Here is a 25,500-nt window from a genome sequence, read left to right as displayed (position 1 = left end):
CGCGCTGGAACGGCCGCCCACGGCGCCCGACCGTACGCTCAAAAGCATGTCCGAGGTCTACGCGGCACGGCGCACGCGGCTGCGCGAGCGGTGCGAGGCGGCCGGCAGCGAGGCCGCGCTCGTCTCCGGGGGCGCCAATGTCCGCTATCTGGCCGGCGGGGCGCCCGCCGGCGCCGCGCTGCTGGTCGGCGGGCGCGAGGACGTGCTGTTGTGCGCCGACGATCCGTACGCGGCCGGCGCGGCCGGCCGGCCCGCCGAGGATCTGCGGGTCGTGGTGCTTCCGACGCCGGAGGGTGACCCGGCCGTCGCGGGTGCCGAGCGCGCCGCGGCCGCCAAGGTGGGCTCCCTCGCGGTCGAGGAGCACCATCTGACCGTGGCCCGGCACCGCGCGCTGCGCTCCGTCGCGCCCGGGCTGCGGCTGGCGGATCTCGGCACGGCCGTCGAGCAGCAGCGGATCGTCAAGGACGACGAGGAGATCTCCACCCTGCGCATCGCCGCGGAGATCGCCGACCACGCCTTGGGCGAACTGCTCGAATCGATCCTCGTCGGGCGCACCGAGCGGCACCTCGCGCTGGAACTCGAGCGCCGGCTGATCGATCACGGTGCGCGGGGCCCTGCCTTTCCGACCTCGGTGGGCACCGGGCCGAATTCGGGTCTGGTCGGTCATCCGCCGACCGATCGCCGGGTCGAGGAAGGCGATTTTCTCAGTGTCTGCCTCGGCGCCGACTATCGCGGCTACCGCAGCGAGGTGGCCCGTACGTTTGTGATCGGCACCTCCCCGGCGGACTGGCAGATCGAGCTGTACGAGCAGGTGTTCGCAGCCCAGCGGGCCGGCCGGGAGGCGCTCGCGCCGGGCGCCGCGTACCGCGAAGTGGACCGCGCGGCACGGCTCGTGCTGGAGGGCGCGGGGCACGCCGAGCGGCTCGGACCGCGCATCGGCCATGGTGTGGGACTCGAAATCGGCGAGGACCCTCGGCTGGCGCCCTCGGCCATGGGTAAACTGGACGCTTGCGTGCCGGTCACCGTAGATCCGGGGGTTCACCTCCCGGGGCGGGGCGGCGTCCGGATCGATGACACGCTCGTCGTCCGCCCTGAGGCGGACGGCGGACCCGAGCTACTCACCATCACGACCAAGGAGCTGCTCGCGCTTTAGCGCGCATCTCCTGGTTCCACCAGCTTCAGTCCAGGAGATTCCGCAACCGTGGCTTCCACGAACGACCTCAAGAACGGCATGGTGCTCAAGCTCGACGGGGGCCAGCTCTGGTCCGTCGTCGAGTTCCAGCACGTCAAGCCCGGCAAGGGCCCCGCCTTCGTCCGTACCAAGCTCAAGAACGTGCTGTCGGGCAAGGTCGTCGACAAGACCTTCAACGCCGGCGTCAAGGTCGAGACGGCCACCGTCGACAAGCGCGGTATGCAGTTCTCGTACATGGACGGCGAGTACTTCGTGTTCATGGACATGGACACGTACGACCAGCTGCACGTCGACCGCAAGGCCGTCGGTGACGCCGCCAACTTCCTGCTCGAGGGCTTCGAGGCCGTCGTCGCCAAGCACGGCGACGAGGTGCTCTACGTCGAGCTGCCGGCCGCGGTCGAGCTCGTCATCGAGCACACCGACCCGGGCGTCCAGGGCGACCGCTCCACCGGTGGCACCAAGCCCGCCAAGCTGGAGACCGGCTACGAGATCCAGGTCCCGCTCTTCATCACCACGGGTGAGAAGATCAAGGTCGACACTCGCACCGGTGATTACCTCGGTCGGGTGAACAGCTAACCGTGGCCGCCCGTAGCAAGGCCCGTAAGCGCGCCTTCCAGATCCTCTTCGAGGCCGATCAGCGCGGTTCCTCCGTGCAGAACGTGCTCGCGGACTGGGTCCGGCACTCGCGGTCCGACGACCGGCAGCCGCCGGTCAACGAGTACACGATGCAGCTGGTCGAGGGATACGCGCAGCACGTGTCCCGGATCGACGAGCTCATCGCGACCTACGCGGTCGACTGGGACCTGGACCGGATGCCGGTCGCCGACCGGAACATCGTGCGCCTCGGTGCGTACGAGCTGATCTGGGAGGACGAGACCCCGGACGCGGTGGCGATCGACGAGGCGGTGCAGCTCGCCAAGGAGTTCTCCACCGACGACTCGCCCGCTTTCGTCAACGGTCTGCTCGGCCGTTTCAAGGAGCTCAAGCCGGGTCTGCGGCGCGCGGAATAGCCGCCGCAGCCCGCACAGCACCCGCACAGCGCAAAAAACCGCCGGGGGCGGTGAGAACCCGAAAGGGTTCCACCGCCCCCGGCGGTACGTTTCTGCTCAGATTTCCGCGGATTCCGCCACGGTCTGCGCAGAAGACGGCGACCGACGCTACGCGTCAGGCGTCTTCGTGCTGCACGGCACGGCGCGCGTCCGCGTCGAGCACGCCCCAGCTGATCAGCTGCTCGGTCAGCACCGAGGGCGACTGGTCATAGATCACTGCGAGGGTGCGCAGGTCGTCCTGGCGGATCGACAGCACCTTGCCGTTGTAATCGCCGCGCTGGCTCTGGATGGTCGCGGCGTAGCGCTGGAGGGGGCCCGCCTTCTCGGCCGGCACGTGGGCCAGCCGCTCCAGGTCCAGAACGAGCTTCGGCGGCGGCTCGGCGGCCCCGCCGGGCGTGGTACCCGGCAGCAGCTCCTGCACCGGCACGCCGTAGAAATCGGCCAGCTCGGCCAGGCGCTGCACGGTCACGGCACGGTCGCCGCGCTCGTACGAACCCACTACCACGGCCTTCCAGCGGCCCTGGGACTTCTCCTCGACGCCATGGAGGGAGAGGCCCTGCTGGGTGCGGATGGCGCGGAGCTTGGCCCCGAGCTGTTTGGCGTATTCGCTGGACATAAAGCTCCCCAGACAGCGTATCGATATGCGGCTCCGCCGCGGGCTGGTAACTCACTGTGAGGTTACGCAGCGTAATCTGGCTTCGTCAAGCCGAATGGTCCACACCCTGGCCCACGTGGGGTGGTGGTGAGTGTTTCCCGGGGGCCCTGGTACCGTGAAACACGTTAATCCGACGTCCTTTAAAGTCCGTCCCGTGAGGCGGAGAAGGAGGTCCGTTTCGTATGGACGCAAACCGTGACGTGAATCCGGCGGCGAACCCGACCGGCTCCGCGCGTCCCGTGCTCGAAGCACCGGACATCGCCCGGGTACTGACCCGGATCGCCCACGAGATCGTCGAGCGCGCCAAGGGCGCCGACGACGTGGTGCTCCTCGGCATCCCCACGCGTGGCGTCTTCCTCGCCCGCCGACTGGCCGCCAAGCTCGAAGAGATCACCGGCGGCAAGATGCCCGTCGGCTCCCTCGACATCACCATGTACCGCGACGATCTGCGGCTCCGCCCGGCCCGCGCGCTCGCCCGCACCGAGATCCCCGGTGACGGGATCGACGGCCGGCTCGTGGTCCTCGTCGACGACGTGCTCTTCTCCGGCCGCACCATCCGCGCCGCGCTCGACGCGCTCGGTGACATCGGCCGCCCGCGCGCGGTCCAGCTCGCGGTCCTCGTGGACCGCGGCCACCGTGAGCTTCCGATCCGTGCCGACTACGTCGGCAAGAACCTCCCCACGTCGCTGCGGGAGACGGTCAAGGTGCAGCTCACCGAGGAGGACGGCCGCGACAGCGTGCTCCTCGGGCTCCGCGAGCCCACCGCGGCCGACGAGCAGTAGCCCCACGCCCCACCGCCCCGGTGCCTCCCGTTCCGGGCCCAGCCGGGTCCGGCAGGGCCCGAGGGCGCCGGGACCGTGCCGCCGCATGCCCGGCAGCTGCTCGCCCAGGCACCCCCATACCTCTTCGACCACGGAGTAACCGGATGAAGCGCCACCTCATCTCGGCCGCCGACCTCACGCGCGACGACGCCGTCCTGATCCTCGACACCGCCGAGGAGATGGCGCGGGTCGCCGACCGGCCGATCAAGAAACTTCCCACCCTGCGCGGCCGTACCGTCGTCAACCTCTTCTTCGAGGACTCGACCCGCACCCGCATCTCCTTCGAGGCCGCCGCCAAGCGGCTCTCCGCCGACGTCATCAACTTCTCCGCCAAGGGCTCCTCGGTCTCCAAGGGCGAGTCGCTCAAGGACACCGCCCTGACCCTGGAGGCCATGGGCGCCGACGCGGTCGTCATCCGCCACCACGCCTCCGGCGCCCCCTACCGGCTGGCGAACTCCGGCTGGATCGACGGGGCCGTCGTCAACGCCGGCGACGGCACCCACGAGCACCCCACCCAGGCCCTGCTGGACGCCTTCACCATGCGCCGCCGCCTCGTCGGCCGGGACGCCGGGCTCGGCCGGGACCTGGCCGGCCGCCGGATCACGATCGTCGGCGACGTGCTGCACAGCCGGGTGGCCCGCTCCAACGTGCACCTGCTGCACACGCTCGGCGCGGAGGTCACCCTGGTCGCCCCGCCCACGCTGGTGCCGATCGGCGTCGAGACCTGGCCCTGCGAGGTCTCCTACGACCTCGACAGCGTGCTGCCGAAGTCCGACGCGGTGATGATGCTGCGCGTCCAGCGCGAGCGCATGAACGCCGCCTTCTTCCCCACCGAGCGCGAGTACGCCCGCCGCTACGGGCTCGACGGCGACCGCATGGCCCGGATGCCGGAACACGCCATCGTGATGCACCCCGGCCCGATGAACCGGGGCATGGAGATCACCGCCGAGGTCGCCGACTCCGAGCGCTGCACGGCCGTGGAGCAGGTTGCCAACGGCGTCTCCACCCGCATGGCCGTCCTCTACCTGCTGCTCGGTGGCTCCGAGCCCGCCGTCACGAACTCCGCCCGTACCGAGGAGAACAAGTAACCATGACCAAGATCCTGATCCGTGGTGCGAAGGTCCTCGGCGGCGAGCCGCAGGACGTCCTCATCGACGGCGAGACCATCGCCGAGGTCGGCGTCGGCCTGTCCGCCGAGGGCGCCCAGGTCATCGAGGCCGACGGCCGGATCCTGCTGCCGGGCCTCGTCGACCTGCACACCCATCTGCGCGAGCCCGGCCGCGAGGACTCCGAGACGGTCCTGACCGGCACCCGCGCCGCGGCCAGCGGTGGCTTCACGGCCGTCTTCGCCATGGCCAACACCTTCCCCGTCGCCGACACCGCGGGCGTCGTCGAGCAGGTCTGGCGGCTCGGCAAGGAGTCCGGCTACTGCGACGTCCAGCCCATCGGCGCCGTCACCGTCGGCCTGGAGGGCAAGAAGCTCGCCGAGCTCGGCGCGATGCACGACTCGGCCGCCGGGGTGCGGGTCTTCTCCGACGACGGCAAGTGCGTGGACGACGCGGTGATCATGCGCCGCGCCCTGGAGTACGTGAAGGCCTTCGACGGCGTCGTCGCCCAGCACGCCCAGGAGCCCCGCCTCACCGAGGGCGCCCAGATGAACGAGGGCATCGTCTCCGCCGAGCTCGGCCTCGGCGGCTGGCCCGCCGTCGCCGAGGAGTCGATCATCGCCCGTGATGTGCTGCTCGCCGAGCACGTCGGCTCCCGTGTGCACATCTGCCACCTCTCCACCGCCGGCTCGGTCGAGATCGTCCGCTGGGCCAAGTCCCGCGGCATCGACGTGACCGCCGAGGTCACCCCGCACCACCTGCTCCTCACCGACGAGCTGGTGCGCTCCTACAACCCGGTCTACAAGGTCAACCCGCCGCTGCGCACGGAAGCCGACGTGATGGCCCTGCGCGAGGCCCTCGCCGACGGCACCATCGACATCGTGGCCACCGACCACGCCCCGCACCCGCACGAGGACAAGGACTGCGAGTGGGGCGCGGCGGCCATGGGCATGGTCGGCCTGGAGACCGCCCTGTCCGTCGTCCAGCACACGATGGTCGACACCGGTCTCCTCGACTGGGAGGCCGTCGCCGACCGGATGTCCGTCCGCCCGGCCGCGATCGGCCGCCTCGAAGGACACGGACGGCCGATCGCCGCCGGGGAGCCCGCCAACCTCACCCTGCTCGATTCCGCTTACCGTGGTGTCGTGGACCCCGCGGGCTTCGCCTCCCGCAGCCGCAACACCCCTTACGAGGGCCGCGAGCTGCCGGGGCGCGTCACCCACACCTTCCTGCGGGGCCGGGCAACGGTCGTGGACGGGAATCTCGCGTGACATCTGCACTGATCAATCTGGCGGCGGAACAGAAGTCCGCGGACGTCACCGACTGGGCCGCGCGCATCGGCTGGGTCGTCGGACTGCTGCTCTTCGTCGCGCTCGTCTACTGGCTGATGCGCGAGGGCTGGAAGTGGCGGGCCACGCTCCAGGGCGATCTGCCCGAGCTCCCCACCGCCCCCGCCGAGCCGGGAACGCCCACGCTCACGATGACCGGGCGCTACCACGGCTCCACCACCGCCGGGCAGTGGCTCGACCGAGTGGTCGCGCACGGCCTCGGCACCCGCAGCCGCGTCGAGCTCACCCTGACGGACCAAGGCCTGGACGTCGTCCGGCCGGGGGCGCAGGACTTCTTCATCCCCGCGGACCGGCTGCGCGGCGCCCGGCTGGACAAGGGCATCGCCGGCAAGGTCCTCGCCGAGGGCGGCCTGCTGGTGATCACCTGGGAGCACGGCGGCAAGCAGCTGGACTCCGGCTTCCGCTCCGACCGGGCCGCCGAGCACGCGGCCTGGGTCGAGGCGATCGCCACGGCACAAGCACAGCACAACGAGAACCAGACGGAAGGCGCACGATGACGACCTCCACCCGGGGAGCCAGCAAGGTTCCCGCCGTACTCGTCCTGGAGGACGGCCGTACCTTCCGCGGCCGCGCCTACGGGGCCGTGGGGGTGACCTTCGGCGAGGCGGTCTTCAACACCGGTATGTCCGGCTACCAGGAGACCCTGACCGACCCCTCGTACCACCGCCAGGTGGTCGTCATGACCGCCCCGCACGTCGGCAACACCGGCGTCAACGACGAGGACCCCGAGTCCGGCCGCATCTGGGTCGCCGGTTACGTGGTGCGCGACCCCGCCCGGATCCCCTCCAACTGGCGCTCGCGCCGCTCCCTCGACGAGGAACTCGTCGCCCAGGGCGTCGTCGGCATCAGCGGCATCGACACCCGCGCCCTCACCCGCCACCTCCGCGAGAGCGGCGCCATGCGGGTCGGCATCTTCTCCGGCGACAACCTGCCCGACGCGGACACCATGCTCGCCGAGGTGCGCCGGGCCCCCGAGATGAAGGGCGCCGACCTCGCCGCCGAGGTGGCCACCAAGGAGGCGTACGTCGTCCCCGCGATCGGTGCGAAGAAGTTCACCGTCGCCGCGATCGACCTCGGCATCAAGGGCATGACCCCGCACCGGATGGCCGAGCGCGGCATCGAGGTGCACGTCCTGCCCGCCACCGCCACCGCGGAGGACATCTACGCCCTCGACCCCGACGGGGTGTTCTTCTCCAACGGCCCGGGCGACCCGGCCACCGCCGACCACCCGGTCTCCGTGATGCGGTCCGTCCTGGAGCGCGGGACGCCGCTCTTCGGCATCTGCTTCGGCAACCAGATCCTCGGCCGCGCGCTCGGCTTCGGCACGTACAAGCTGAAGTACGGCCACCGCGGCATCAACCAGCCCGTGCAGGACCGCACGACCGGCAAGGTCGAGGTCACCGCGCACAACCACGGCTTCGCCGTCGACGCCCCGCTCGATGCCGCGACCGACACCCCCTACGGCCGTGTCGAGGTCTCCCACGTCTGTCTCAACGACAACGTGGTGGAGGGGCTCCAGCTCCTCGACCAGCCGGCTTTCAGCGTCCAGTACCACCCTGAGGCAGCAGCCGGTCCGCACGACGCCGCGTACCTGTTCGACCGCTTCGTGAAGCTCATGGAGGGCCAGCGTGCCTAAGCGCACCGATATCCAGTCCGTCCTGGTCATCGGCTCCGGCCCGATCGTCATCGGCCAGGCAGCGGAGTTCGACTACTCCGGCACCCAGGCCTGCCGGGTGCTGAAGTCCGAGGGCCTGCGGGTCATCCTCGTCAACTCCAACCCGGCCACGATCATGACCGACCCGGAGATCGCCGACGCCACGTACGTCGAGCCGATCACCCCGGAGTTCGTCGAGAAGATCATCGCCAAGGAGCGCCCCGACGCGCTCCTGCCCACCCTCGGCGGCCAGACCGCGCTGAACACCGCGATCTCCATGCACGAGAACGGCGTGCTGGAGAAGTACGGCGTCGAGCTCATCGGCGCCAACGTCGAGGCGATCAACAAGGGCGAGGACCGCGACCTGTTCAAGGGCGTCGTCGAGGCCGTCAACGCCAAGATCGGCCACGGCGAGTCCGCCCGCTCGGTCATCTGCCACACGATGGACGAGGTCATCGCGGGCGTCGACACCCTCGGCGGCTACCCCGTCGTCGTCCGTCCCTCCTTCACCATGGGCGGCGCCGGCTCCGGCTTCGCCCACGACGAGGAGGAGCTGCGCCGCATCGCCGGCCAGGGCCTCACGCTCTCCCCGACCACCGAGGTGCTCCTGGAGGAGTCCATCCTCGGCTGGAAGGAGTACGAGCTGGAGCTGATGCGCGACAAGAACGACAACGTCGTGGTCGTCTGCTCCATCGAGAACTTCGACCCGATGGGCGTGCACACCGGTGACTCGATCACCGTCGCCCCGGCGATGACGCTGACCGACCGCGAGTACCAGCGGCTGCGCGACATCGGCATCGCGATCATCCGCGAGGTCGGCGTCGACACCGGCGGCTGCAACATCCAGTTCGCCGTCAACCCCGACGACGGCCGGATCATCGTCATCGAGATGAACCCGCGCGTCTCCCGCTCCTCGGCGCTGGCCTCCAAGGCCACCGGTTTCCCGATCGCGAAGATCGCCGCCCGGCTCGCCGTCGGCTACACGCTCGACGAGATCCCGAACGACATCACGGAGAAGACCCCGGCGTCCTTCGAGCCCACGCTCGACTACGTCGTCGTCAAGGTGCCGCGGTTCGCCTTCGAGAAGTTCCCGGCCGCCGACGCCACGCTGACCACCACCATGAAGTCGGTCGGCGAGGCCATGGCCATCGGCCGTAACTTCACCGAGGCGCTGCAGAAGGCGCTGCGCTCGCTGGAGAAGAAGGGCTCGCAGTTCGACTTCTCCTCCACGCCCGGCGACAAGGCCGAGCTGCTCGCGAAGGCCGTGGTGCCGACCGACGGCCGGATCAACACGGTCATGGACGCCATCCGCGCCGGCGCGAGCGCGCAGGAGGTCTTCGATGCCACGAAGATCGACCCGTGGTTCGTCGACCAGCTCTTCCTGATCCACGAGATCTCCCAGGAGCTCGCCGCCGCCGAGAAGCTGGAGCCGGAGATCCTCGCCGAGGCCAAGCGGCACGGTTTCTCCGACGCCCAGATCGGCGCGATCCGCGGTCTGCGCGAGGACGTCGTCCGCGAGGTCCGGCACGCGCTCGGCGTCCGCCCGGTCTACAAGACGGTCGACACCTGCGCCGCCGAGTTCGCCGCGAAGACCCCGTACTTCTACTCGTCCTACGACGAGGAGTCCGAGGTCGCGCCGCGCGAGAAGCCCGCCGTGATCATCCTCGGCTCGGGTCCGAACCGCATCGGCCAGGGCATCGAGTTCGACTACTCCTGCGTCCACGCCTCCTTCGCGCTCAGCGACGCCGGCTACGAGACCGTGATGGTCAACTGCAACCCCGAGACCGTCTCGACCGACTACGACACCTCCGACCGGCTCTACTTCGAGCCGCTCACCCTGGAGGACGTCCTGGAGATCGTCCACGCCGAGACCCTCGCCGGTCCCGTCGCGGGCGTCATCGTCCAGCTCGGCGGCCAGACCCCGCTCGGCCTCGCCCAGGCCCTCAAGGACAACGGCGTGCCGATCGTCGGCACCTCGCCCGAGGCCATCGACCTCGCCGAGGAGCGCGGCGCCTTCGGCCGGGTGCTCACCGAGGCCGGGCTGCCCGCGCCGAAGTACGGCACCGCCTTCTCCTTCGAGGAGGCCAAGGGCATCGCCGCCGAGATCGGCTACCCGGTCATGGTCCGCCCGTCCTATGTGCTCGGCGGCCGCGGCATGGAGATCGTCTACGACGAGCCCTCGCTGGGGGAGTACCTCACCCGTCACGCCGGTCTGATCTCCGAGCACCCGGTCCTCATCGACCGCTTCCTCGACGACGCCATCGAGATCGACGTCGACGCGCTCTACGACGGCCACGAGCTCTACCTCGGCGGCGTCATGGAGCACATCGAGGAGGCCGGCATCCACTCCGGCGACTCCGCGTGCGCGCTGCCCCCGATCACCCTCGGCGGCTACGACATCAAGCGACTGCGGAACTCCACCGAGGCCATCGCCAAGGGCGTCGGCGTCCGCGGTCTGATCAACATCCAGTTCGCCATGGCCGGCGACATCCTCTACGTGCTGGAGGCCAATCCCCGCGCCTCCCGCACGGTCCCCTTCACCTCGAAGGCGACCGCCGTGCCGCTCGCCAAGGCCGCGGCCCGCATCTCGCTGGGCGCGACCGTCGCGGAGCTGCGCGCGGAGGGCATGCTGCCCAAGGAGGGCGACGGCGGCACCCTGCCGCTCGACGCGCCGATCTCCGTCAAGGAGGCCGTGCTGCCGTGGAGCCGCTTCCGCGACGCCTCCGGCCGCGGCGTGGACACCGTCCTCGGCCCGGAGATGCGCTCCACCGGCGAGGTCATGGGCATCGACACGGTCTTCGGCACGGCGTACGCCAAGTCGCAGGCCGGCGCGTACGGCGCGCTGCCCACCAAGGGCCGTGCGTTCGTCTCCGTCGCCAACCGCGACAAGCGCTCGATGATCTTCCCGGCCCGTGAGCTGGTCGCCCACGGTTTCGAGCTGCTCGCCACCTCCGGCACCGCCGAGGTGCTCAAGCGCAACGGCATCAACGCCACCGTCGTGCGCAAGCAGAGCGAGGGCGAGGGCCCGAACGGCGAGAAGACGATCGTCCAGCTCATCCACGACGGCCAGGTCGACCTGATCGTCAACACCCCGTACGGCACCGGCGGCCGCCTCGACGGCTACGAGATCCGCACCGCCGCGGTCGCCCGCGCGGTGCCGTGCCTGACCACGGTCCAGGCCCTCGCGGCCGCCGTCCAGGGCATCGAGGCGCTCACCCGCGGCGACGTCGGCGTGTGTTCCCTGCAGGAGCACGCGGAGCGCCTGACCGCCGCCCGGCAGTAGCCCGTCCTCCGCCCGCCCGCCCCGGACCGGGGCGGGCGGGCGGTCCCGACGGACACCCCGCTCGCCCTACGAAGGTCTGGCCCCCATGTACTCCCTCCTCTTCCGACTGCTCTTCCAGCGGATGGACCCCGAGCAGGCCCATCACCTGGCCTTCGGCTGGATCCGCCGTGCCGCCCGCGTCCCGGTGCTGCGCACGTTCGTCGCGGCCGTCCTCGCGCCCCGTCACAAGGCGCTGCGCACCGAGGCGTTCGGCCTGCGCATGCACGGTCCCTTCGGCCTCGCCGCCGGCTTCGACAAGAACGCCTCCGCCATCGACGGCATGACGATGCTCGGCTTCGACCACGTCGAGATCGGCACCGTCACGGGCCAGCCGCAGCCCGGCAACCCCAAGAAGCGGCTCTTCCGCCTCGTCGCCGACCGCGCGCTCGTCAACCGCATGGGCTTCAACAACGACGGCTCGGCGGCCGTGGCGGAGCGCCTGGCCGCCCGGAAGGCAGCCCTCGGTAAAAAGCACAGCCGTACGACGGTGGGCGTCAACATCGGCAAGACGAAGATCGTCCCCGAGGACGAGGCCGTCGCCGACTACGTCACCTCCACCGAGCGCCTCGCCGCACACGCCGACTACCTCGTCGTCAACGTCTCCTCCCCGAACACGCCGGGGCTGCGCAACCTCCAGGCCACCGAGGCGCTGCGCCCGCTGCTGACCGCCGTGCGCGAGGCCGCCGACCGCACGGTCACCACCCGGCGCGTGCCGCTGCTGGTGAAGATCGCCCCCGACCTCGCCGACGAGGACGTCGACGCCGTCGCCGACCTCGCCCTCGAACTGGGCCTGGACGGCATCATCGCCACCAACACCACCATCGCCCGCGACGGGCTCGGCCTGAAGACGCCGAAGCGCACGGTGGAGGCCATCGGTGCCGGCGGCCTGTCCGGCGCCCCCCTCAAGGCCCGCTCGCTGGAGGTCCTGAGCCGTCTGTACGCCCGTGTGGGCGACCGGATCACCCTGGTGGGCGTCGGGGGCATCGAGACCGCCGACGACGCCTGGGAGCGCATCCTGGCGGGCGCCACCCTCGTCCAGGGCTACAGCGCCTTCATCTACGAGGGCCCGTTCTGGTGCCGGAGGATCCACCGGGGTCTGGCCGAAAAGCTCGCCGCCAGCCCGTACGCCACCCTCGCCGAGGCCGTCGGCGCCGAGACCCGGAAGGCGACCGCATGACCTCCGCCACCCCCCTGGACCCCTTCGGCGCCCGGCTGCGCCGTGCCATGGACGAGCGCGGCCCGCTCTGCGTCGGCATCGACCCGCACGCCGCCCTGCTCGCCGACTGGGGCCTGTCCGACGACATCGCGGGCCTGGAGCGCTTCACCCGCACCGTCGTCGAGGCCCTGGCCGACCGCGTCGCCGTCCTCAAGCCCCAGTCCGCCTTCTTCGAGCGCTTCGGCTCGCGCGGCATCGCCGTCCTGGAGCAGGCCGTCGCCGACTCCCGGGCGGCCGGCGCGCTGGTCCTGATGGACGCCAAGCGCGGCGACATCGGCTCGACCATGGCCGCCTACGCCGCGACCTACCTCGATGCGGCCTCGCCGCTCTTCTCCGACGCCGTCACCGTCAGCCCCTACCTCGGCTACGGCTCGCTGCGCCCCGCCCTGGACCTGGCCCGCGAGAGCGGCACCGGCGTCTTCGTCCTCGCGCTCACCTCGAACCCGGAGGGCGCGGAGGTCCAGCACGCGGTGCGTGCCGACGGCGCGAGCGTCGCGGCGACCATGCTGGAGCACGTGAAGGCCGAAAACGCCGATGCCGCGCCCATGGGCTCGTACGGTGCGGTGGTCGGTGCGACCCTGGGCGACACGCTCGGCGCGGCCGGCGTGGACCTCGCGATCAACGGTCCGCTGCTCGCCCCGGGCATCGGCGCGCAGGGCGCCACCCCCGCCGACCTGCCCCGGGTCTTCGGCGCGGCCGTCCGCGACGTCGTCCCGAACGTCAGCCGCGGTGTGCTGCGGCACGGTCCGGACGTGGCCGCGCTGCGCGCGAGTGCCGCCCGGTTCGCCGGTGAGGTACGGGACGCCGTGGACACGGCAGCGTCGCGTTAACGCCAAAATTGTTGGTCAGTATGTCCCGAAAAGTCCTGGTCGAGAGAGTCTGACCAGGACTTTTCGTCTGTTCTCGCTGACTGGAGCGGGATCGGCCGCTAGTCTCCGACGAGAGCGAACGAGCAAGCGCGTTGCTCGTTGCTCCGCAGGTGTGGGCCGACTAGGTTCCTCACCGGTCCTTATCCGACAGTTCGACATCCGAGGTGACGTAGGCGTGGCTCTTCCGCCCCTTACCCCTGAACAGCGCGCAGCCGCGCTCGAGAAGGCCGCCGCGGCTCGCCGGGAGCGCGCCGAGGTCAAGAATCGACTCAAGCACTCCGGCGCCTCGCTGCATGACGTGATCAAGCAGGGCCAGGAGAACGACGTCATCGGCAAGATGAAGGTCAGCGCTCTCCTGGAGAGCCTTCCCGGTGTGGGCAAGGTTCGCGCGAAGCAGATCATGGAGCGGCTCGGCATTTCCGAGAGCCGTCGCGTGCGCGGGCTCGGCACGAATCAGATCGCCTCTCTTGAGCGTGAGTTCGGCGGCAAAGCCGCCTGACGTTCCCAGGCACTCCCGGGAACCGGGATAATCGCTGCATGAGTACTGCAGTCTCCCGGGGGACGTCCCCCGTACCCCCGGCCAGACAACCGCGGCTGACCGTGCTCTCCGGCCCCTCCGGGGTCGGTAAGAGCACGGTCGTCGCCCATATGCGCAAGGCACACCCCGAGGTATGGCTCTCGGTCTCCGCCACCACCCGCAAGCCGCGGCCCGGTGAGCGGGACGGCGTCCACTACTTCTTCGTCGACGACGAGCAGTTCGACAAGCTCATCGCCAACGGCGAACTGCTGGAGTGGGCGGAGTTCGCGGGCAACCGCTACGGCACGCCCCGGCAGGCGGTGCTCGACCGTCTGGAGGCGGGCGAGCCCGTCCTGCTGGAGATCGACCTCCAGGGCGCGCGGCTGGTCCGCACGTCCATGCCGGAGGCCCAGCTGGTCTTCCTCGCCCCGCCGAGCTGGGACGAGCTGGTCCGCCGGCTCACCGGCCGCGGCACCGAGTCGCCGGAGGTCATCGAGCGCCGGCTGGCCGCTGCGAAGATCGAGCTGGCGGCCGAGCCCGAGTTCGACACGACGCTGGTCAACACCTCCGTCGAGGACGTCGCGCGTGAGCTGCTAGCCTTGCTGCGTTGAGCTGGGGTTGGCTCAGACCACTGCGCCGGCCCCGAAGCTCGAAGCTTCACCTCCTTCTCCACCCCCCTTCGGAAGGCAGAGAGTGTCCTCTTCCATCACCGCGCCCGAGGGCATCATCAACCCGCCGATTGATGAGCTGCTCGAGGCAACCGACTCGAAGTACAGCCTGGTGATCTACGCCGCCAAGCGTGCGCGCCAGATCAACGCGTACTACTCGCAGCTCGGCGAGGGCCTGCTGGAGTACGTCGGCCCGCTGGTGGACACCCACGTCCACGAGAAGCCGCTCTCCATCGCGCTCCGCGAGATCAACGCGGGCCTGCTGACCTCCGAGGCCATCGAGGCCCCGGCTCAGTAAGCATTCGGTTTTTCATCACCACAGGCCCGGCAGCGCAGCTGCCGGGCCTGTGGTGTGTCATAGACGCATACGACCGTACGACTGCATGTACGACTGCGCGGGGAGAAGCGAAGCGATGGACAAGCCCAAGGTCGTCCTGGGGGTCAGCGGCGGGATCGCCGCCTACAAGGCGTGCGAGCTGCTGCGCCGCCTCACCGAGTCGGGCCACGACGTCCGGGTCGTGCCGACCGCGTCGGCCCTGCACTTCGTGGGCGAGGCGACCTGGTCCGCCCTGTCCGGGAACCCGGCGGGCACCGAGGTGTGGGAGAGCGTCCACGAGGTGCCGCACGTGCGGATCGGGCAGGAGGCCGAGCTCGTCGTCGTAGCGCCCGCCACCGCCGACATGCTCGCCAAGGCCGCCCACGGCCTCGCCGACGACCTGCTGACCAACACCTTGCTCACCGCGCGCTGCCCGGTCGTCTTCGCCCCGGCGATGCACACCGAGATGTGGGAGAACCAGGCCACCCAGGAGAACGTCGCGACCCTGCGCCGCCGGGGCGCGATCGTCATCGAGCCCGCTGTCGGCCGCCTCACGGGCGTCGACACCGGAAAGGGCCGGCTGCCGGACCCGGGCGAGATCTTCGAGGTCTGCCGCCGGGTGCTGGCGCGCGGCGCCGGGCAGCCCGCGGCGGACCTGGCCGGCCGCCATGTGGTGATCAGCGCGGGCGGTACCCGTGAGCCGCTCGACCCGGTCCGCTTCCTCGGCAACCGCTCCTCGGGCAAGCAGGGGTACGCCCTGGCCCGTACGGCCGTCGCCCGGGGGGCCAGGGTGACGCTCGTCGCCGCCAACAGCGAGCTGCCCGATCCGGCCGGCGCGGACGTGGTCCGGGTCGGCACGGCGGTGCAGATGCGCGAGGCGGTCCTGGCGGCCGCGGCGGACGCGGATGCCGTGGTCATGGCGGCCGCGGTGGCCGACTTCCGGCCCGAGCGGTACGCCGAGGGCAAAATCAAAAAGCGCGACGGCCGGGAACCCGAGCCGGTCGCGCTCGTCCGCAACCCCGACATCCTCGCCGAGATCTCGGCGGACCGGGCGCACCCCGGACAGGTCGTCGTCGGCTTCGCGGCCGAGACCGACGAGGTGCTGGCCAACGGCCGGGCCAAGCTCGCCCGAAAGGGCTGTGACCTGCTGGTTGTCAATGAGGTGGGCGAGCGAAAGACGTTCGGTTCCGAGGAGAACGAGGCCGTGGTGCTCGGGGCGGACGGCAGTGAGACCGCCGTTCCGCACGGCCCGAAGGAGGCCCTCGCGGACACCGTCTGGGACCTCGTGGCACCGCGGCTCTCCTGAGGGCGCGGAGGCAGGTGTCGCAGGTCACGCAGGGCTTGATGCGCGACAGGATGCCCCAACCACGAGAACGCCGGATAAACTGACCTCTGGATCCGCGTCGAGCGCAGCTCTCGGCCGGGTCCATAAATGATCAGCCAGCAGCCGCTGCAACCCCAGGGAGCGATGTGTCCCGCCGCCTGTTCACCTCGGAGTCTGTGACCGAAGGTCACCCCGACAAGATCGCTGACCAGATCAGTGACACCATCCTCGACGCACTCCTGAAGGAGGACCCGACCTCCCGGGTCGCCGTCGAGACCTTGATCACCACCGGCCTCGTGCACGTCGCCGGCGAGGTGACGACGAAGGCTTACGCGCCGATCGCCTCTCTGGTGCGCAACAAGATCCTCGAGATCGGTTACGACTCGTCCAAGAAGGGCTTCGACGGCGCTTCCTGTGGCGTCTCGGTCTCCATCGGCGCACAGTCGCCGGACATCGCCCAGGGTGTCGACACCGCGTACGAGCAGCGGGTCGAGGGCGACGAGGACGAGCTCGACAAGCAGGGCGCCGGCGACCAGGGCCTGATGTTCGGCTACGCCTGCGACGAGACCCCCGAGCTGATGCCGCTGCCGATCCACCTGGCGCACCGGCTCTCCCGCCGTCTGTCGGAGGTCCGCAAGAACGGGACCATCCCCTACCTGCGCCCCGACGGCAAGACCCAGGTCACCATCGAGTACGACGGCAACAAGGCCGTGCGCCTGGACACCGTGGTCGTCTCCTCGCAGCACGCGTCCGACATCGACCTGGACTCGCTGCTCGCTCCCGACATCCGCGAGTTCGTCGTCGAGCACGTCCTCAAGGAGCTGATCGAGGACGGCATCAAGCTCGACACCGAGGGCTACCGCCTCCTGGTCAACCCGACCGGCCGATTCGAGATCGGCGGCCCGATGGGCGACGCCGGTCTGACCGGCCGCAAGATCATCATCGACACCTACGGCGGCATGGCCCGCCACGGCGGCGGTGCCTTCTCGGGCAAGGACCCGTCCAAGGTCGACCGCTCGGCCGCGTACGCGATGCGCTGGGTCGCGAAGAACGTGGTCGCCGCCGGTCTCGCCACGCGCTGCGAGGTGCAGGTCGCGTACGCGATCGGCAAGGCCGAGCCGGTGGGTCTGTTCGTCGAGACCTTCGGGACCGCCACGGTCGAGGTCGAGAAGATCGAGACCGCGATCGCCGAGGTCTTCGACCTCCGCCCGGCCGCGATCATCCGGGATCTGGACCTGCTCCGTCCCATCTACGCGCAGACCGCCGCGTACGGCCACTTCGGCCGTGAGCTGCCCGACTTCACGTGGGAGCGCACGGACCGCGTGGATGCGCTGAAGAAGGCCGCGGGCCTGTAAGGCCTTCGCCGCCGCACGCTGCAGACGACGGCCCCGGACCGCTTGGTCCGGGGCCGTCGTGCTGCCGTGAATTCCCGTGGCGGCGGGGGTGCCCCGGCCCGTAGCGTGAGCGGCGTGCTCCGGGGTGCCCGGTGCGCAGGCGACGGATCCTTCCGGGGCGAACGCGCCCCTCGCGGGTTCGAATCCCGCCATCGGCTCCCGGGGGCCGATGTGGCCGAGCGGCCCAAGGCGCAAGCACACCGTCACCGACCTCTGATCTCGGGCACCCCGGCAGCGCACCGCCCCCTGTCAGTGGCGTCTGCTAAGACTGAGGCTGTGAGCAGCGAGAACGGGCGACCCGGGGAGCCCGCGGGGGAACAGGCGGAGCAGCTCGCGTTCCTGCGCGAGACCGTACGCAAGGCCAAGGTGCCGCGCGCCAAGCCGCGCACCTGGCGGGGGGCCGAGCTGGCCAAGGAGCTGCCCGTCGCGCGCGTCCTGGTCGACAAGGGCCCGGTCCACCTCGACCGCCTGTGGGACTACGCGGTGCCGCTGGAGCTCGACGCCGACGCGCAGCCGGGCACGCGGGTGCGGGTGCGGTTCGGCGCGGGCACCCGGAACGTGCGCGGCGGTCGCCGGGAGGGCGGCGGGCTGCTCGACGGCTACATCGTCGACCGGGTGGCCGAGTCCGACTACCAGGGCCCGCTGGCCGCCATCGCCCAGGTGCTGTCCCCGGAGCCGGTGCTCGGGCCCGCCCTGTTCCAGCTCTGCCGGTCCGTCGCGGACCGGTACGCGGGCTCCCTCGCCGATGTCCTGCAGCTGGCCGTGCCGCCCCGGCACGCCCGTATCGAGGCCGAGGCGTCGCCCGAGCCGGTGCCGCCGCCCGCGCGGCCGGAGCCCGGCAGCTGGGCCCGCTACCCCACGGGGCCCGCCTTCCTCGACGCCGTCGCCCGGGGCGACGCCCCCCGGGCGGTGTGGACGGCGCTGCCCGGCCCGCACTGGCCCGAGGAGCTGGCGCGGGCCGCCGCCGCCGCGCTCGCCTCGCGGCGCGGCGCGCTGATCGTCGTGCCGGACGGCCGGGCCGCGGCCCGGGTCGACGCCGCGCTCACCGAACAGCTCGGCACCGGCCGCCATGTGCTGCTGACCGCCGACACCGGGCCCGAGGAGCGCTACCGTCGCTGGCTCGCGGTCAGCCGTGGTGCCGTACGGGCCGTGGTGGGCACCCGGGCCGCGATGTTCGCCCCCGTCCGCGACCTCGGGCTCGCGGCCATCTGGGACGACGGCGACTCCAGCCACAGCGAGCAGCACGCCCCGCAGCCGCACGCGCGCGAGGTGCTCCAGCTGCGGGCCGCGCACGAGAAGGCCGCGTTCCTGCTCGGCGGGTTCGGCTGCACGGTCGAGGCGGCGCAGCTGGTGGACACCGGCTGGGCACTGCCGCTGACCGCCCCGCGCGAGCGGGTGCGGGCCGCCGCCCCCCTGATCCGTACGGTCGGGGACGCCGACCAGGCGCGGGACGAGGCGGCCCGCGCCGCCCGGCTGCCCACGCTCGCCTGGCAGGCCGCCCGGGAGGGCCTCAAGCACGGCCCCGTCCTCGTCCAGGTGCCGCGCCGTGGGTATGTGCCCCGGCTGGCCTGTGAGCGGTGCCGGGAGCCCGCCCGGTGCGCGCACTGCGCGGGCCCGCTGGAGGCGCGCGGGGACGACGGCGCGCTGCACTGCGCGTGGTGCGGGCTCGAGGCCCGGGACTGGCACTGCGGGGAGTGCGGCGGCTTCCGGCTGCGGGCGCAGATCGTGGGGGCCCGGCGCACTGCCGAGGAGCTGGGCCGCGCGTTTCCCGCCGTGCCCGTACGGACCTCCGGACGTGACCACGTGCTGGACACGGTCCCGGACCGGCCCGCCATCGTCGTCTCCACGCCCGGTGCCGAGCCGGTCGCCGAGGGCGGTTACGCGGCGGCCCTGTTGCTGGACGGCTGGGCCCTCCTCGGCCGCCCCGACCTGCGGGCGGGCGAGGAGGCGCTGCGTCGCTGGCTCGCCGCGGCGGCGCTGGTGCGGGGCCAGGACGCGGGCGGCACCGTGGTCGTCGTCGCCGAGCCGACGCTGCGGCCCGTGCAGGCGCTGGTCCGCTGGGACCCGGCCGGACACGCGGTGCGCGAGCTGGCCGACCGCGCCGAGCTGGGCTTTCCGCCCGTGTCCCGGATGGCCGCGGTCGCCGGCCCCCCGGAGGCCGTCGCCGAGCTGATCGCCGCGGCGCGGCTGCCGGACGGCACCGAGGTGCTCGGCCCGGTGCCGCTGCCGGTGACGGTGCCCGGCCGGCCGCGCCGCGCGGGTGATCCGCCGCCGGGGGAGAGCTGGGAGCGGGCCCTGCTGCGGGTGCGCCCCGGGCAGGGGGCCGCGCTGGCCGCCGCCCTCAAGACGGCCCAGGCCGCGAGGCTGGCGCGCCGTGACGGGGAGCCGGTCCGTCTGCGCATCGATCCGCCGGACATCGGCTAGCCGGGCCGCGGCCCGGCCGGGGTCGGTCCGGGGTCGGGCCAGGTGGCCGGCGAGCGGCGCGGACGGCTGCCGCGGGGCTGCCCGCGGCAGCTCGGACGCGTGCCGCCCACGGCGGCTGCCGCGCCGGTGTCAGCCGTCACATCGGCCCGTCAGCCGTTGCGCGGGCCCGGGAAGGCCGGGGGGCGGGGCTCCTCGCGGTGCGGCACGGGCGGCTGGCCCGGCATGGAGCGGGCGGCGGGGACGATGGGCACGGACTGCGGCTCGGCGGTGCGCACGGCCTCGGTGCCCTCGGCGGGGACCTGGCCGTTGCTGCGGCGGGCGCCGTAGCGGCGGTGCACGGCCTGCTTGGTGACACCGAGCGCCGAACCCACCGCGTCCCACGAGAAGCCCAGCGAACGGTCGAAGTCCACCGCCGCCGTCACCAGCGTCTCGACGCTGTCGCGCAGCTCCTGCGCCAGCCGGACGGTCGGGGCGGGGGCGCGCCCGTAGACGACGAAGCCCGCGGAGGGGCCCGTGCGGCGGGGGCGGTAGACATTGCCCAGCTGGGCGGTGAGGGTACGCAGCGCGTCCACCTGTCGGCGGACCCGCTCGATGTCCCGCACCAGAAGATGCAGGCTGGCCCGTGCCTGGGCGTCGTGGGTTGCGTGGTCGGCCATGAACAAGCCTCTCGGACCGGCGGTGAAAAGGACGGAGAAAGCGGAGCAAACGGAAAAGGGTGCGAGCGGACCGAGAACGGGAGCGGGCCGCGGCAGCGGCCCGTTTTCGGTCAATCTCTCTTGACCACAACGCGCCACAGCCCGCCGGGTCACGGTATGGGGGCGCACGTCAGATGAAATGGGGCGCGCGGCGCCCCCTTACGCCCCTCGATTCCGGGCCTTCCGGCACGGCGGGCGGGGGAGCGGGCCCGGCAGCACCCCGCCCCGGGTGCGGTCGCGGCCGGTCGCCACCGCGGCCGTGGTCCGCCCGTGGTCCGCCCGTGATCACCGCACTAGACTGGGGCGCCGTTCCGCTCGGCGCTTGAGAGGTAGTTCGCCACCCATGAGGCTCGTCTTCGCCGGTACCCCCGAGGTCGCCGTACCCGCCCTCGACGCCCTGCTCGCCTCGGACCGGCACGAGGTCGTCGCCGTGGTCACCCGGCCCGACGCCCCCGCCGGGCGCGGTCGCCGGCTCGTCGCGAGCCCCGTCGCCCAGCGCGCGGAGGAGGCCGGGATCGAGGTGCTCAAGCCCGCCAAGCCGCGCGATGAGGACTTCCTCGCCCGGCTCCGCGAGATCGCCCCCGACTGCTGCCCGGTCGTCGCCTACGGCGCGCTGCTGCCCAAGGCCGCCCTGGAGATCCCCGCCCACGGCTGGGTCAACCTGCACTTCTCGCTGCTGCCCGCGTGGCGCGGCGCGGCCCCCGTGCAGCACGCGATCCTCGCGGGCGACGAGGTCACCGGAGCCTCCACCTTCCTGATCGAGGAGGGGCTCGACTCCGGGCCCGTCTTCGGCGTGCTGACCGAGCAGGTCCGACCCACCGACACCAGCGGCGACCTGCTCACCCGGCTCGCGTTCGCCGGGTCCGGGCTGCTCCTGGCGACCATGGACGGCATCGAGGACGGCACCCTCAAGGCCGTGCCGCAGCCCGCCGAGGGAATCTCCCTCGCCCCGAAGATCAATGTCGAGGACGCCCAGCTGGACTGGTCCGCGCCGGCCCTGCGCGTCGACCGCGTGGTGCGCGGCTGCGCCCCCGCCCCCGGCGCCTGGACGCTCTTCCGCGGCGAGCGGCTGAAGGTCATGTCGGTGGCCCCGGCCCCCGACCGCACCGATCTGACGCCCGGGGAGATCGCCGCCGCGAAGAACTCCCTGCACGTCGGCACCGGTTCGCACGCCGTGGAGCTCCTGTGGGTCCAGCCGCAGGGGAAGAAGCCCATGAAGGCCGCCGACTGGGCCCGCGGGGTCCGTATCGCCGCAGGCGAGCGGCTCGGCGGCGCGTAGGCGCAGCGCGTACGCTGGACCCCTTCACCACCCCAGCTCCGGAGCACCTTTCGTGAACGATCGCGCGCCGCGTCGCCAGCCCAGCCGTCCTGCGAAGCCCTACCGCCGTCCCCAGAAGGACCCGGTGCGGATCCTGGCCTTCGAGGCCCTGCGGGCCGTGGACGAGCGGGACGCGTACGCGAACCTCGTGCTGCCGCCGCTGCTGCGCAAGGCCCGTGAGGGCGGCGGCTTCGACGCGCGGGACGCGGCGCTGGCCACGGAGCTGGTCTACGGCACGCTCCGCCGCCAGGGCACCTACGACGCGATCATCGCGTCCTGCGTCGACCGGCCGCTGCGCGAGGTGGACCCGCCGGTGCTGGACGTGCTGAGCCTCGGCGCGCACCAACTGCTCGGTACGCGCATCCCCGCCCACGCCGCGGTCTCCGCCAGCGTCGAGCTGGCCCGGGTCGTCCTCGGCGACGGGCGGGCCAAGTTCGTCAACGCGGTGCTTCGGAAGATCACCGCTCATGACCTCGACGGTTGGCTGGAACGAGTCGCTCCGCCGTACGAGGACGACGCCGAGGCGCACCTCGCCGTCGTCCATTCGCACCCGCGCTGGATCGTCTCCGCCCTCTGGGACGCCCTCGGCGGCGGCCGGGCCGGTATCGAGGACCTGCTGGAGGCCGACAACGAACGGCCCGAGGTCACCCTCGTCGCCCGCCCCGGACGCTCGACGGTCGAGGAGCTGCTGGCCGCGGTGGGCGAGGACTCGGGGCTGCCCGGCCGCTGGTCGCCGTACGCCGTGCGGCTCGCCGAGGGCGGCGAGCCCGGTGCGCTGCAGGCCGTCGCCGAGGGCCGCGCGGGCGTCCAGGACGAGGGCAGCCAGCTGGTCGCCCTCGCCCTCGCGAACGCCCCGGTGGATGGCCCCGACGCCCGCTGGCTGGACGGCTGCGCGGGTCCCGGCGGCAAGGCCGCGATGCTCGGCGCGCTCGCCGCGCAGCGCGGCGCGAGCCTGCTGGCCTCCGAGAAGCAGCCGCACCGCGCCCGGCTCGTCGAGCGGGCCCTGGCCGGCAACCCCGGCCCGTACCAGGTCATCGCCGCGGACGGCACCCGCCCGCCGTGGCGCCCGGAGTCCTTCGACCGGGTCCTCGTCGATGTGCCCTGCACCGGCCTCGGCGCGCTGCGCCGCCGCCCCGAGGCCCGCTGGCGCCGCCGTCCGGAGGACCTGGACGGCTTCGCGCCCCTCCAGCGCGGGCTGCTGCGCGAGGCGCTGGCCGCCGTCCGGGTCGGCGGCGTCGTCGGCTACGCGACCTGCTCCCCGCACCCCGCCGAGACCCGCGCGGTCGTCGAGGACGTGCTCAAGGGCCGGGGCGGCCCGGCGGCGAGCGCCGAGTGGATCGACGCCCGGCCGCTGATGCCGGGTGTGCCCGCACTGGGTGACGGCCCCGACGTGCAGCTGTGGCCGCACATGCACGGCACGGACGCGATGTACCTGGCCCTGCTGCGCCGGACGGCCTGACGGCCTCTGCGGTGTCCTCCATCGCCGGACGGGGCTTGGTGTGGCGGAGCTCAGCCACATCCAGCCCGTCCGGCGATGGAGGACGCGCCCGCAGGGCGCCCGCCGCCGCAGACGGCAAGACGGCCCGTCGTCGGCCGGACAAGCTGCCGGGCGCTGGGGCAGGACATCCGGAAGACATCCGGAATTGTCCCCTCCACCCGGCCGGCGAGGCCGATTGCTGACTCCGGCGTCAAGACCGCGCCGCGGGCATGGCAGGCTTGGGGCATGGCCGTGCAGATCAACCCCAGCATCCTGTCCGCGGACTTCGCCCGCCTCGCCGAGGAGGCGGAGGCCGTGAAGGGCGCCGACTGGCTCCACGTCGACGTGATGGACAATCACTTCGTGCCCAACCTGACGCTCGGAGTGCCGGTCGTCGAGTCGCTGAGCCGGGCCACCGGGACGCCGCTGGACTGCCATCTGATGATCGCGGACCCGGACCGCTGGGCACCGCAGTACGTCGAGGCCGGTGCGGGATCCGTCACCTTCCACGCCGAGGCGGCCGCCGCGCCGGTGCGCCTCGCGCGGGAGATCCGGGCCAAGGGGGCGCGGGCCTCCATGGCGCTCAAGCCGGCGACGCCGATCGAGCCGTACGAGGATCTGCTGCCCGAGCTGGACATGCTGCTGATCATGACGGTGGAACCCGGCTTCGGCGGGCAGGCGTTCCTCGACATCATGCTTCCGAAGATCCGCCGGACCCGTGAGCTGATCTCGCGGCACGGTCTGGAGCTGTGGCTCCAGGTCGACGGCGGGGTCTCGGCCGACACCATCGAGCGGTGCGCGGAGGCCGGCGCGGACGTCTTCGTCGCCGGATCCGCCGTGTACGGCAAGGACGACCCGGCCGCGGCCGTGCGGGCGCTGCGCGCGCAGGCGGAGGACGCCACCGCCGCGGCGGCCTGGGCCTGCGGGCACTGAGCCTTCGGCCCGCTCGCCCGAAATGCTGAGGGCGAAGGTCAAGGCCTGATCAAGGACCGCCGTTTCTGACAGGATGACGGTGATAAGTCCACAGCTTCAACGTAGTGAGGAGACCGCGGTGTCGACGGGCCGTTCAGCCACGCCGATGGGGCCCGCCGAGCTGGTGCAGGCGGCGGCCATGGCCCGCCGTTTCTACCTCGAGGGCAAGTCGAAGATCCAGATCGCCGAGGAGTTCGGCGTGAGCCGCTTCAAGGTGGCCCGGGTGCTGGAGACGGCTCTCGAGCGCGATCTCGTGCGGATCGAGATCCGGGTGCCCGCCGAGCTGGACGCGGAGCGTTCCGACGCCCTGCGCGCCCGCTACGGCCTGCGGCACGCGGTCGTCGTCGAGTCCCCGGCCGACGCGGCCGATGACGCGCCCGACCCGGAGAACCTCGGCGAGGTGGCCGCCGACCTGCTCGGCGAGCTGGTGAACGAGGGCGATGTGCTCGGCCTCGCCTGGGGCCGCTCGACCATCCACATGGCCGCGGCCCTGCACCGGCTGCCGCCGTGCACGGTCGTCCAGCTCACCGGCGTCTACGACGCGGGCACCGCCGAGCGCGGCTCGGTGGAGGCCGTGCGCCGGGCGGCACAGGTCTCCGGCGGTGAGGCGCACCCGATCTACGCCCCGATGCTGCTGCCCGACTCGGCCACGGCCGCGGCGCTGCGCGGCCAGACCGGTATCGCCCGCGCCTTCGACTACTTCGACAAGGTCACCGTCGCCGCCGTATCCATCGGCTCCTGGGCGCCGGGCATCTCGACCGTCTACGACATGCTCGGCGAGGAGGAGCGCGCGCAGTACGCCTCGCTCGGGGCGGCCGCCGAGATGTCCGCGCACCTCTTCGACGCCGAGGGCCGCCGCATCGGCCGTGACCTGGGTGAGCGCTGCATCACCGTCGAGGCCGACCGGCTGCGCCGCATACCGGAGGTCGTCGCGATCGCCGGCGGGCTCCGCAAGGCGGCGGCGATCGGCGCGGTGCTGCGCTCCGGGCTGGTCACCAGCCTGGTCACGGACACCGCCGCGGCGGACTATCTGCTGCTGGAGACCGGCCCGGGCCCCCGCCCGGCCCTGGACCGCGCGGACCCGGACGGCGCGTAGCGCCTGGTCGGCGGAGGTGTCGAACGTCGCGCCCGGCGTGGGCGGGCCCCGGCCGGAAGCCGTCCC

The 25,500-nt window shown here is 72.2% G+C and carries 23 protein-coding genes; 21 read left to right on the top strand and 2 right to left on the bottom strand.

The genetic code is table 11. The features are described 5' to 3' along the window. Positions 1 to 46 precede the first annotated feature (46 nt). Genes AB8O64_RS07290 through nusB form a run of 3 tightly spaced genes read left to right on the top strand, consistent with a single transcriptional unit; the run spans position 47 to position 2,202 of the window. Entirely contained in the window at positions 47 to 1,153 is a 1,107-nt protein-coding gene (locus tag AB8O64_RS07290; protein ID WP_370418462.1) for an aminopeptidase P family protein, read from the top strand. Between the two features lie 48 nt (positions 1,154 to 1,201). Beyond that, complete coding sequence (gene efp, locus AB8O64_RS07285) at positions 1,202 to 1,768, top strand: elongation factor P (RefSeq protein WP_130876862.1); 567 nt, start codon at positions 1,202 to 1,204, stop codon at positions 1,766 to 1,768. A 2-nt stretch (positions 1,769 to 1,770) separates the two neighbouring features. After that, on the top strand, positions 1,771 to 2,202 hold the full coding sequence (nusB, locus tag AB8O64_RS07280; protein WP_130876861.1) for a transcription antitermination factor NusB: 432 nt from the start codon (positions 1,771 to 1,773) through the stop codon (positions 2,200 to 2,202). A 154-nt stretch (positions 2,203 to 2,356) separates the two neighbouring features. Here the strand turns inward: nusB and bldD are convergent, their stop codons facing one another. Further along, positions 2,357 to 2,857: a transcriptional regulator BldD gene (gene bldD / locus AB8O64_RS07275; RefSeq protein WP_004948690.1), complete on the bottom strand. Its 501-nt coding sequence runs from the start codon at positions 2,855 to 2,857 to the stop codon at positions 2,357 to 2,359. Between the two features lie 221 nt (positions 2,858 to 3,078). On the opposite strand from bldD, the gene pyrR reads away from it, so the two are divergent. The 14 genes from pyrR (at position 3,079) to AB8O64_RS07205 (ending at position 19,876) form a co-directional block, all read left to right on the top strand. Further along, the gene (gene pyrR / locus AB8O64_RS07270) at positions 3,079 to 3,678 is read left to right on the top strand and encodes a bifunctional pyr operon transcriptional regulator/uracil phosphoribosyltransferase PyrR (protein ID WP_370418461.1); all 600 of its coding nucleotides are present in this window, start codon (positions 3,079 to 3,081) and stop codon (positions 3,676 to 3,678) included. Between the two features lie 143 nt (positions 3,679 to 3,821). Next, positions 3,822 to 4,805 (top strand): aspartate carbamoyltransferase catalytic subunit, encoded by a 984-nt coding sequence (locus AB8O64_RS07265; RefSeq protein WP_365371841.1) that lies wholly within the window; start codon positions 3,822 to 3,824, stop codon positions 4,803 to 4,805. Positions 4,806 to 4,807: 2 nt separating this feature from the next. Next, positions 4,808 to 6,094 carry a dihydroorotase gene (locus AB8O64_RS07260; RefSeq protein WP_370418460.1) on the top strand — a complete coding sequence of 429 codons (1,287 nt, stop codon included), beginning with the start codon at positions 4,808 to 4,810 and terminating at the stop codon, positions 6,092 to 6,094. After that, complete coding sequence (locus AB8O64_RS07255) at positions 6,091 to 6,669, top strand: hypothetical protein (RefSeq protein WP_370418459.1); 579 nt, start codon at positions 6,091 to 6,093, stop codon at positions 6,667 to 6,669. Before AB8O64_RS07260 ends, AB8O64_RS07255 begins: the two co-directional genes overlap by 4 nt. Continuing rightward, positions 6,666 to 7,808, top strand: a complete 1,143-nt coding sequence (gene carA, locus AB8O64_RS07250) for a glutamine-hydrolyzing carbamoyl-phosphate synthase small subunit (protein ID WP_370418458.1) — start codon at positions 6,666 to 6,668, stop codon at positions 7,806 to 7,808. The genes AB8O64_RS07255 and carA overlap by 4 nt, the downstream gene beginning before the upstream one ends. After that, a complete protein-coding gene (carB, locus tag AB8O64_RS07245; RefSeq protein WP_370418457.1) occupies positions 7,801 to 11,109 on the top strand; it encodes a carbamoyl-phosphate synthase large subunit in 3,309 nt (1,102 codons plus the stop codon). The genes carA and carB overlap by 8 nt, the downstream gene beginning before the upstream one ends. 85 nt (positions 11,110 to 11,194) lie before the next feature. Further along, positions 11,195 to 12,325: a quinone-dependent dihydroorotate dehydrogenase gene (locus tag AB8O64_RS07240; protein ID WP_370418456.1), complete on the top strand. Its 1,131-nt coding sequence runs from the start codon at positions 11,195 to 11,197 to the stop codon at positions 12,323 to 12,325. Then, positions 12,322 to 13,194 (top strand): orotidine-5'-phosphate decarboxylase, encoded by an 873-nt coding sequence (gene pyrF, locus AB8O64_RS07235; RefSeq protein WP_370418455.1) that lies wholly within the window; start codon positions 12,322 to 12,324, stop codon positions 13,192 to 13,194. Before AB8O64_RS07240 ends, pyrF begins: the two co-directional genes overlap by 4 nt. A gap of 214 nt (positions 13,195 to 13,408) precedes the next feature. Next, positions 13,409 to 13,732 (top strand): integration host factor, encoded by a 324-nt coding sequence (locus AB8O64_RS07230; RefSeq protein WP_130876853.1) that lies wholly within the window; start codon positions 13,409 to 13,411, stop codon positions 13,730 to 13,732. A 38-nt stretch (positions 13,733 to 13,770) separates the two neighbouring features. Then, positions 13,771 to 14,361, top strand: a complete 591-nt coding sequence (gmk, locus tag AB8O64_RS07225) for a guanylate kinase (RefSeq protein ID WP_130876852.1) — start codon at positions 13,771 to 13,773, stop codon at positions 14,359 to 14,361. Between the two features lie 82 nt (positions 14,362 to 14,443). Continuing rightward, entirely contained in the window at positions 14,444 to 14,716 is a 273-nt protein-coding gene (gene rpoZ, locus AB8O64_RS07220; protein WP_004948662.1) for a DNA-directed RNA polymerase subunit omega, read from the top strand. A gap of 115 nt (positions 14,717 to 14,831) precedes the next feature. Then, positions 14,832 to 16,040 carry a bifunctional phosphopantothenoylcysteine decarboxylase/phosphopantothenate--cysteine ligase CoaBC gene (coaBC, locus tag AB8O64_RS07215; protein WP_370418454.1) on the top strand — a complete coding sequence of 403 codons (1,209 nt, stop codon included), beginning with the start codon at positions 14,832 to 14,834 and terminating at the stop codon, positions 16,038 to 16,040. A gap of 164 nt (positions 16,041 to 16,204) precedes the next feature. Next, positions 16,205 to 17,413: a methionine adenosyltransferase gene (gene metK / locus AB8O64_RS07210; protein WP_130876850.1), complete on the top strand. Its 1,209-nt coding sequence runs from the start codon at positions 16,205 to 16,207 to the stop codon at positions 17,411 to 17,413. 315 nt (positions 17,414 to 17,728) lie between these two features. After that, positions 17,729 to 19,876: a primosomal protein N' gene (locus AB8O64_RS07205; protein ID WP_370418453.1), complete on the top strand. Its 2,148-nt coding sequence runs from the start codon at positions 17,729 to 17,731 to the stop codon at positions 19,874 to 19,876. 149 nt (positions 19,877 to 20,025) lie between these two features. Here AB8O64_RS07205 and AB8O64_RS07200 read toward each other — a convergent pair whose 3' ends face one another. After that, positions 20,026 to 20,532, bottom strand: a complete 507-nt coding sequence (locus tag AB8O64_RS07200; RefSeq protein ID WP_356452101.1) for a hypothetical protein — start codon at positions 20,530 to 20,532, stop codon at positions 20,026 to 20,028. A 382-nt stretch (positions 20,533 to 20,914) separates the two neighbouring features. On the opposite strand from AB8O64_RS07200, the gene fmt reads away from it, so the two are divergent. From fmt to AB8O64_RS07180, 4 genes are all read left to right on the top strand, one after another. Continuing rightward, positions 20,915 to 21,850 (top strand): methionyl-tRNA formyltransferase, encoded by a 936-nt coding sequence (gene fmt, locus AB8O64_RS07195; protein WP_370418452.1) that lies wholly within the window; start codon positions 20,915 to 20,917, stop codon positions 21,848 to 21,850. A 52-nt stretch (positions 21,851 to 21,902) separates the two neighbouring features. Further along, a complete protein-coding gene (locus AB8O64_RS07190) occupies positions 21,903 to 23,348 on the top strand; it encodes an RsmB/NOP family class I SAM-dependent RNA methyltransferase (protein ID WP_370418451.1) in 1,446 nt (481 codons plus the stop codon). Between the two features lie 264 nt (positions 23,349 to 23,612). Continuing rightward, entirely contained in the window at positions 23,613 to 24,299 is a 687-nt protein-coding gene (gene rpe, locus AB8O64_RS07185; protein WP_356452107.1) for a ribulose-phosphate 3-epimerase, read from the top strand. 145 nt (positions 24,300 to 24,444) lie between these two features. Beyond that, positions 24,445 to 25,434, top strand: coding sequence for a sugar-binding domain-containing protein (locus AB8O64_RS07180; protein WP_356452285.1), 990 nt, complete (start codon positions 24,445 to 24,447; stop codon positions 25,432 to 25,434). Positions 25,435 to 25,500 lie beyond the last annotated feature (66 nt).

Source organism: Streptomyces sp. QH1-20 (assembly GCF_041283565.1).
Lineage (GTDB): Bacteria > Actinomycetota > Actinomycetes > Streptomycetales > Streptomycetaceae > Streptomyces > Streptomyces syringius.
The sequence above is the reverse complement of the archived record's forward strand: the minus strand, read 5'-3'. Positions and strand labels throughout refer to the sequence as shown.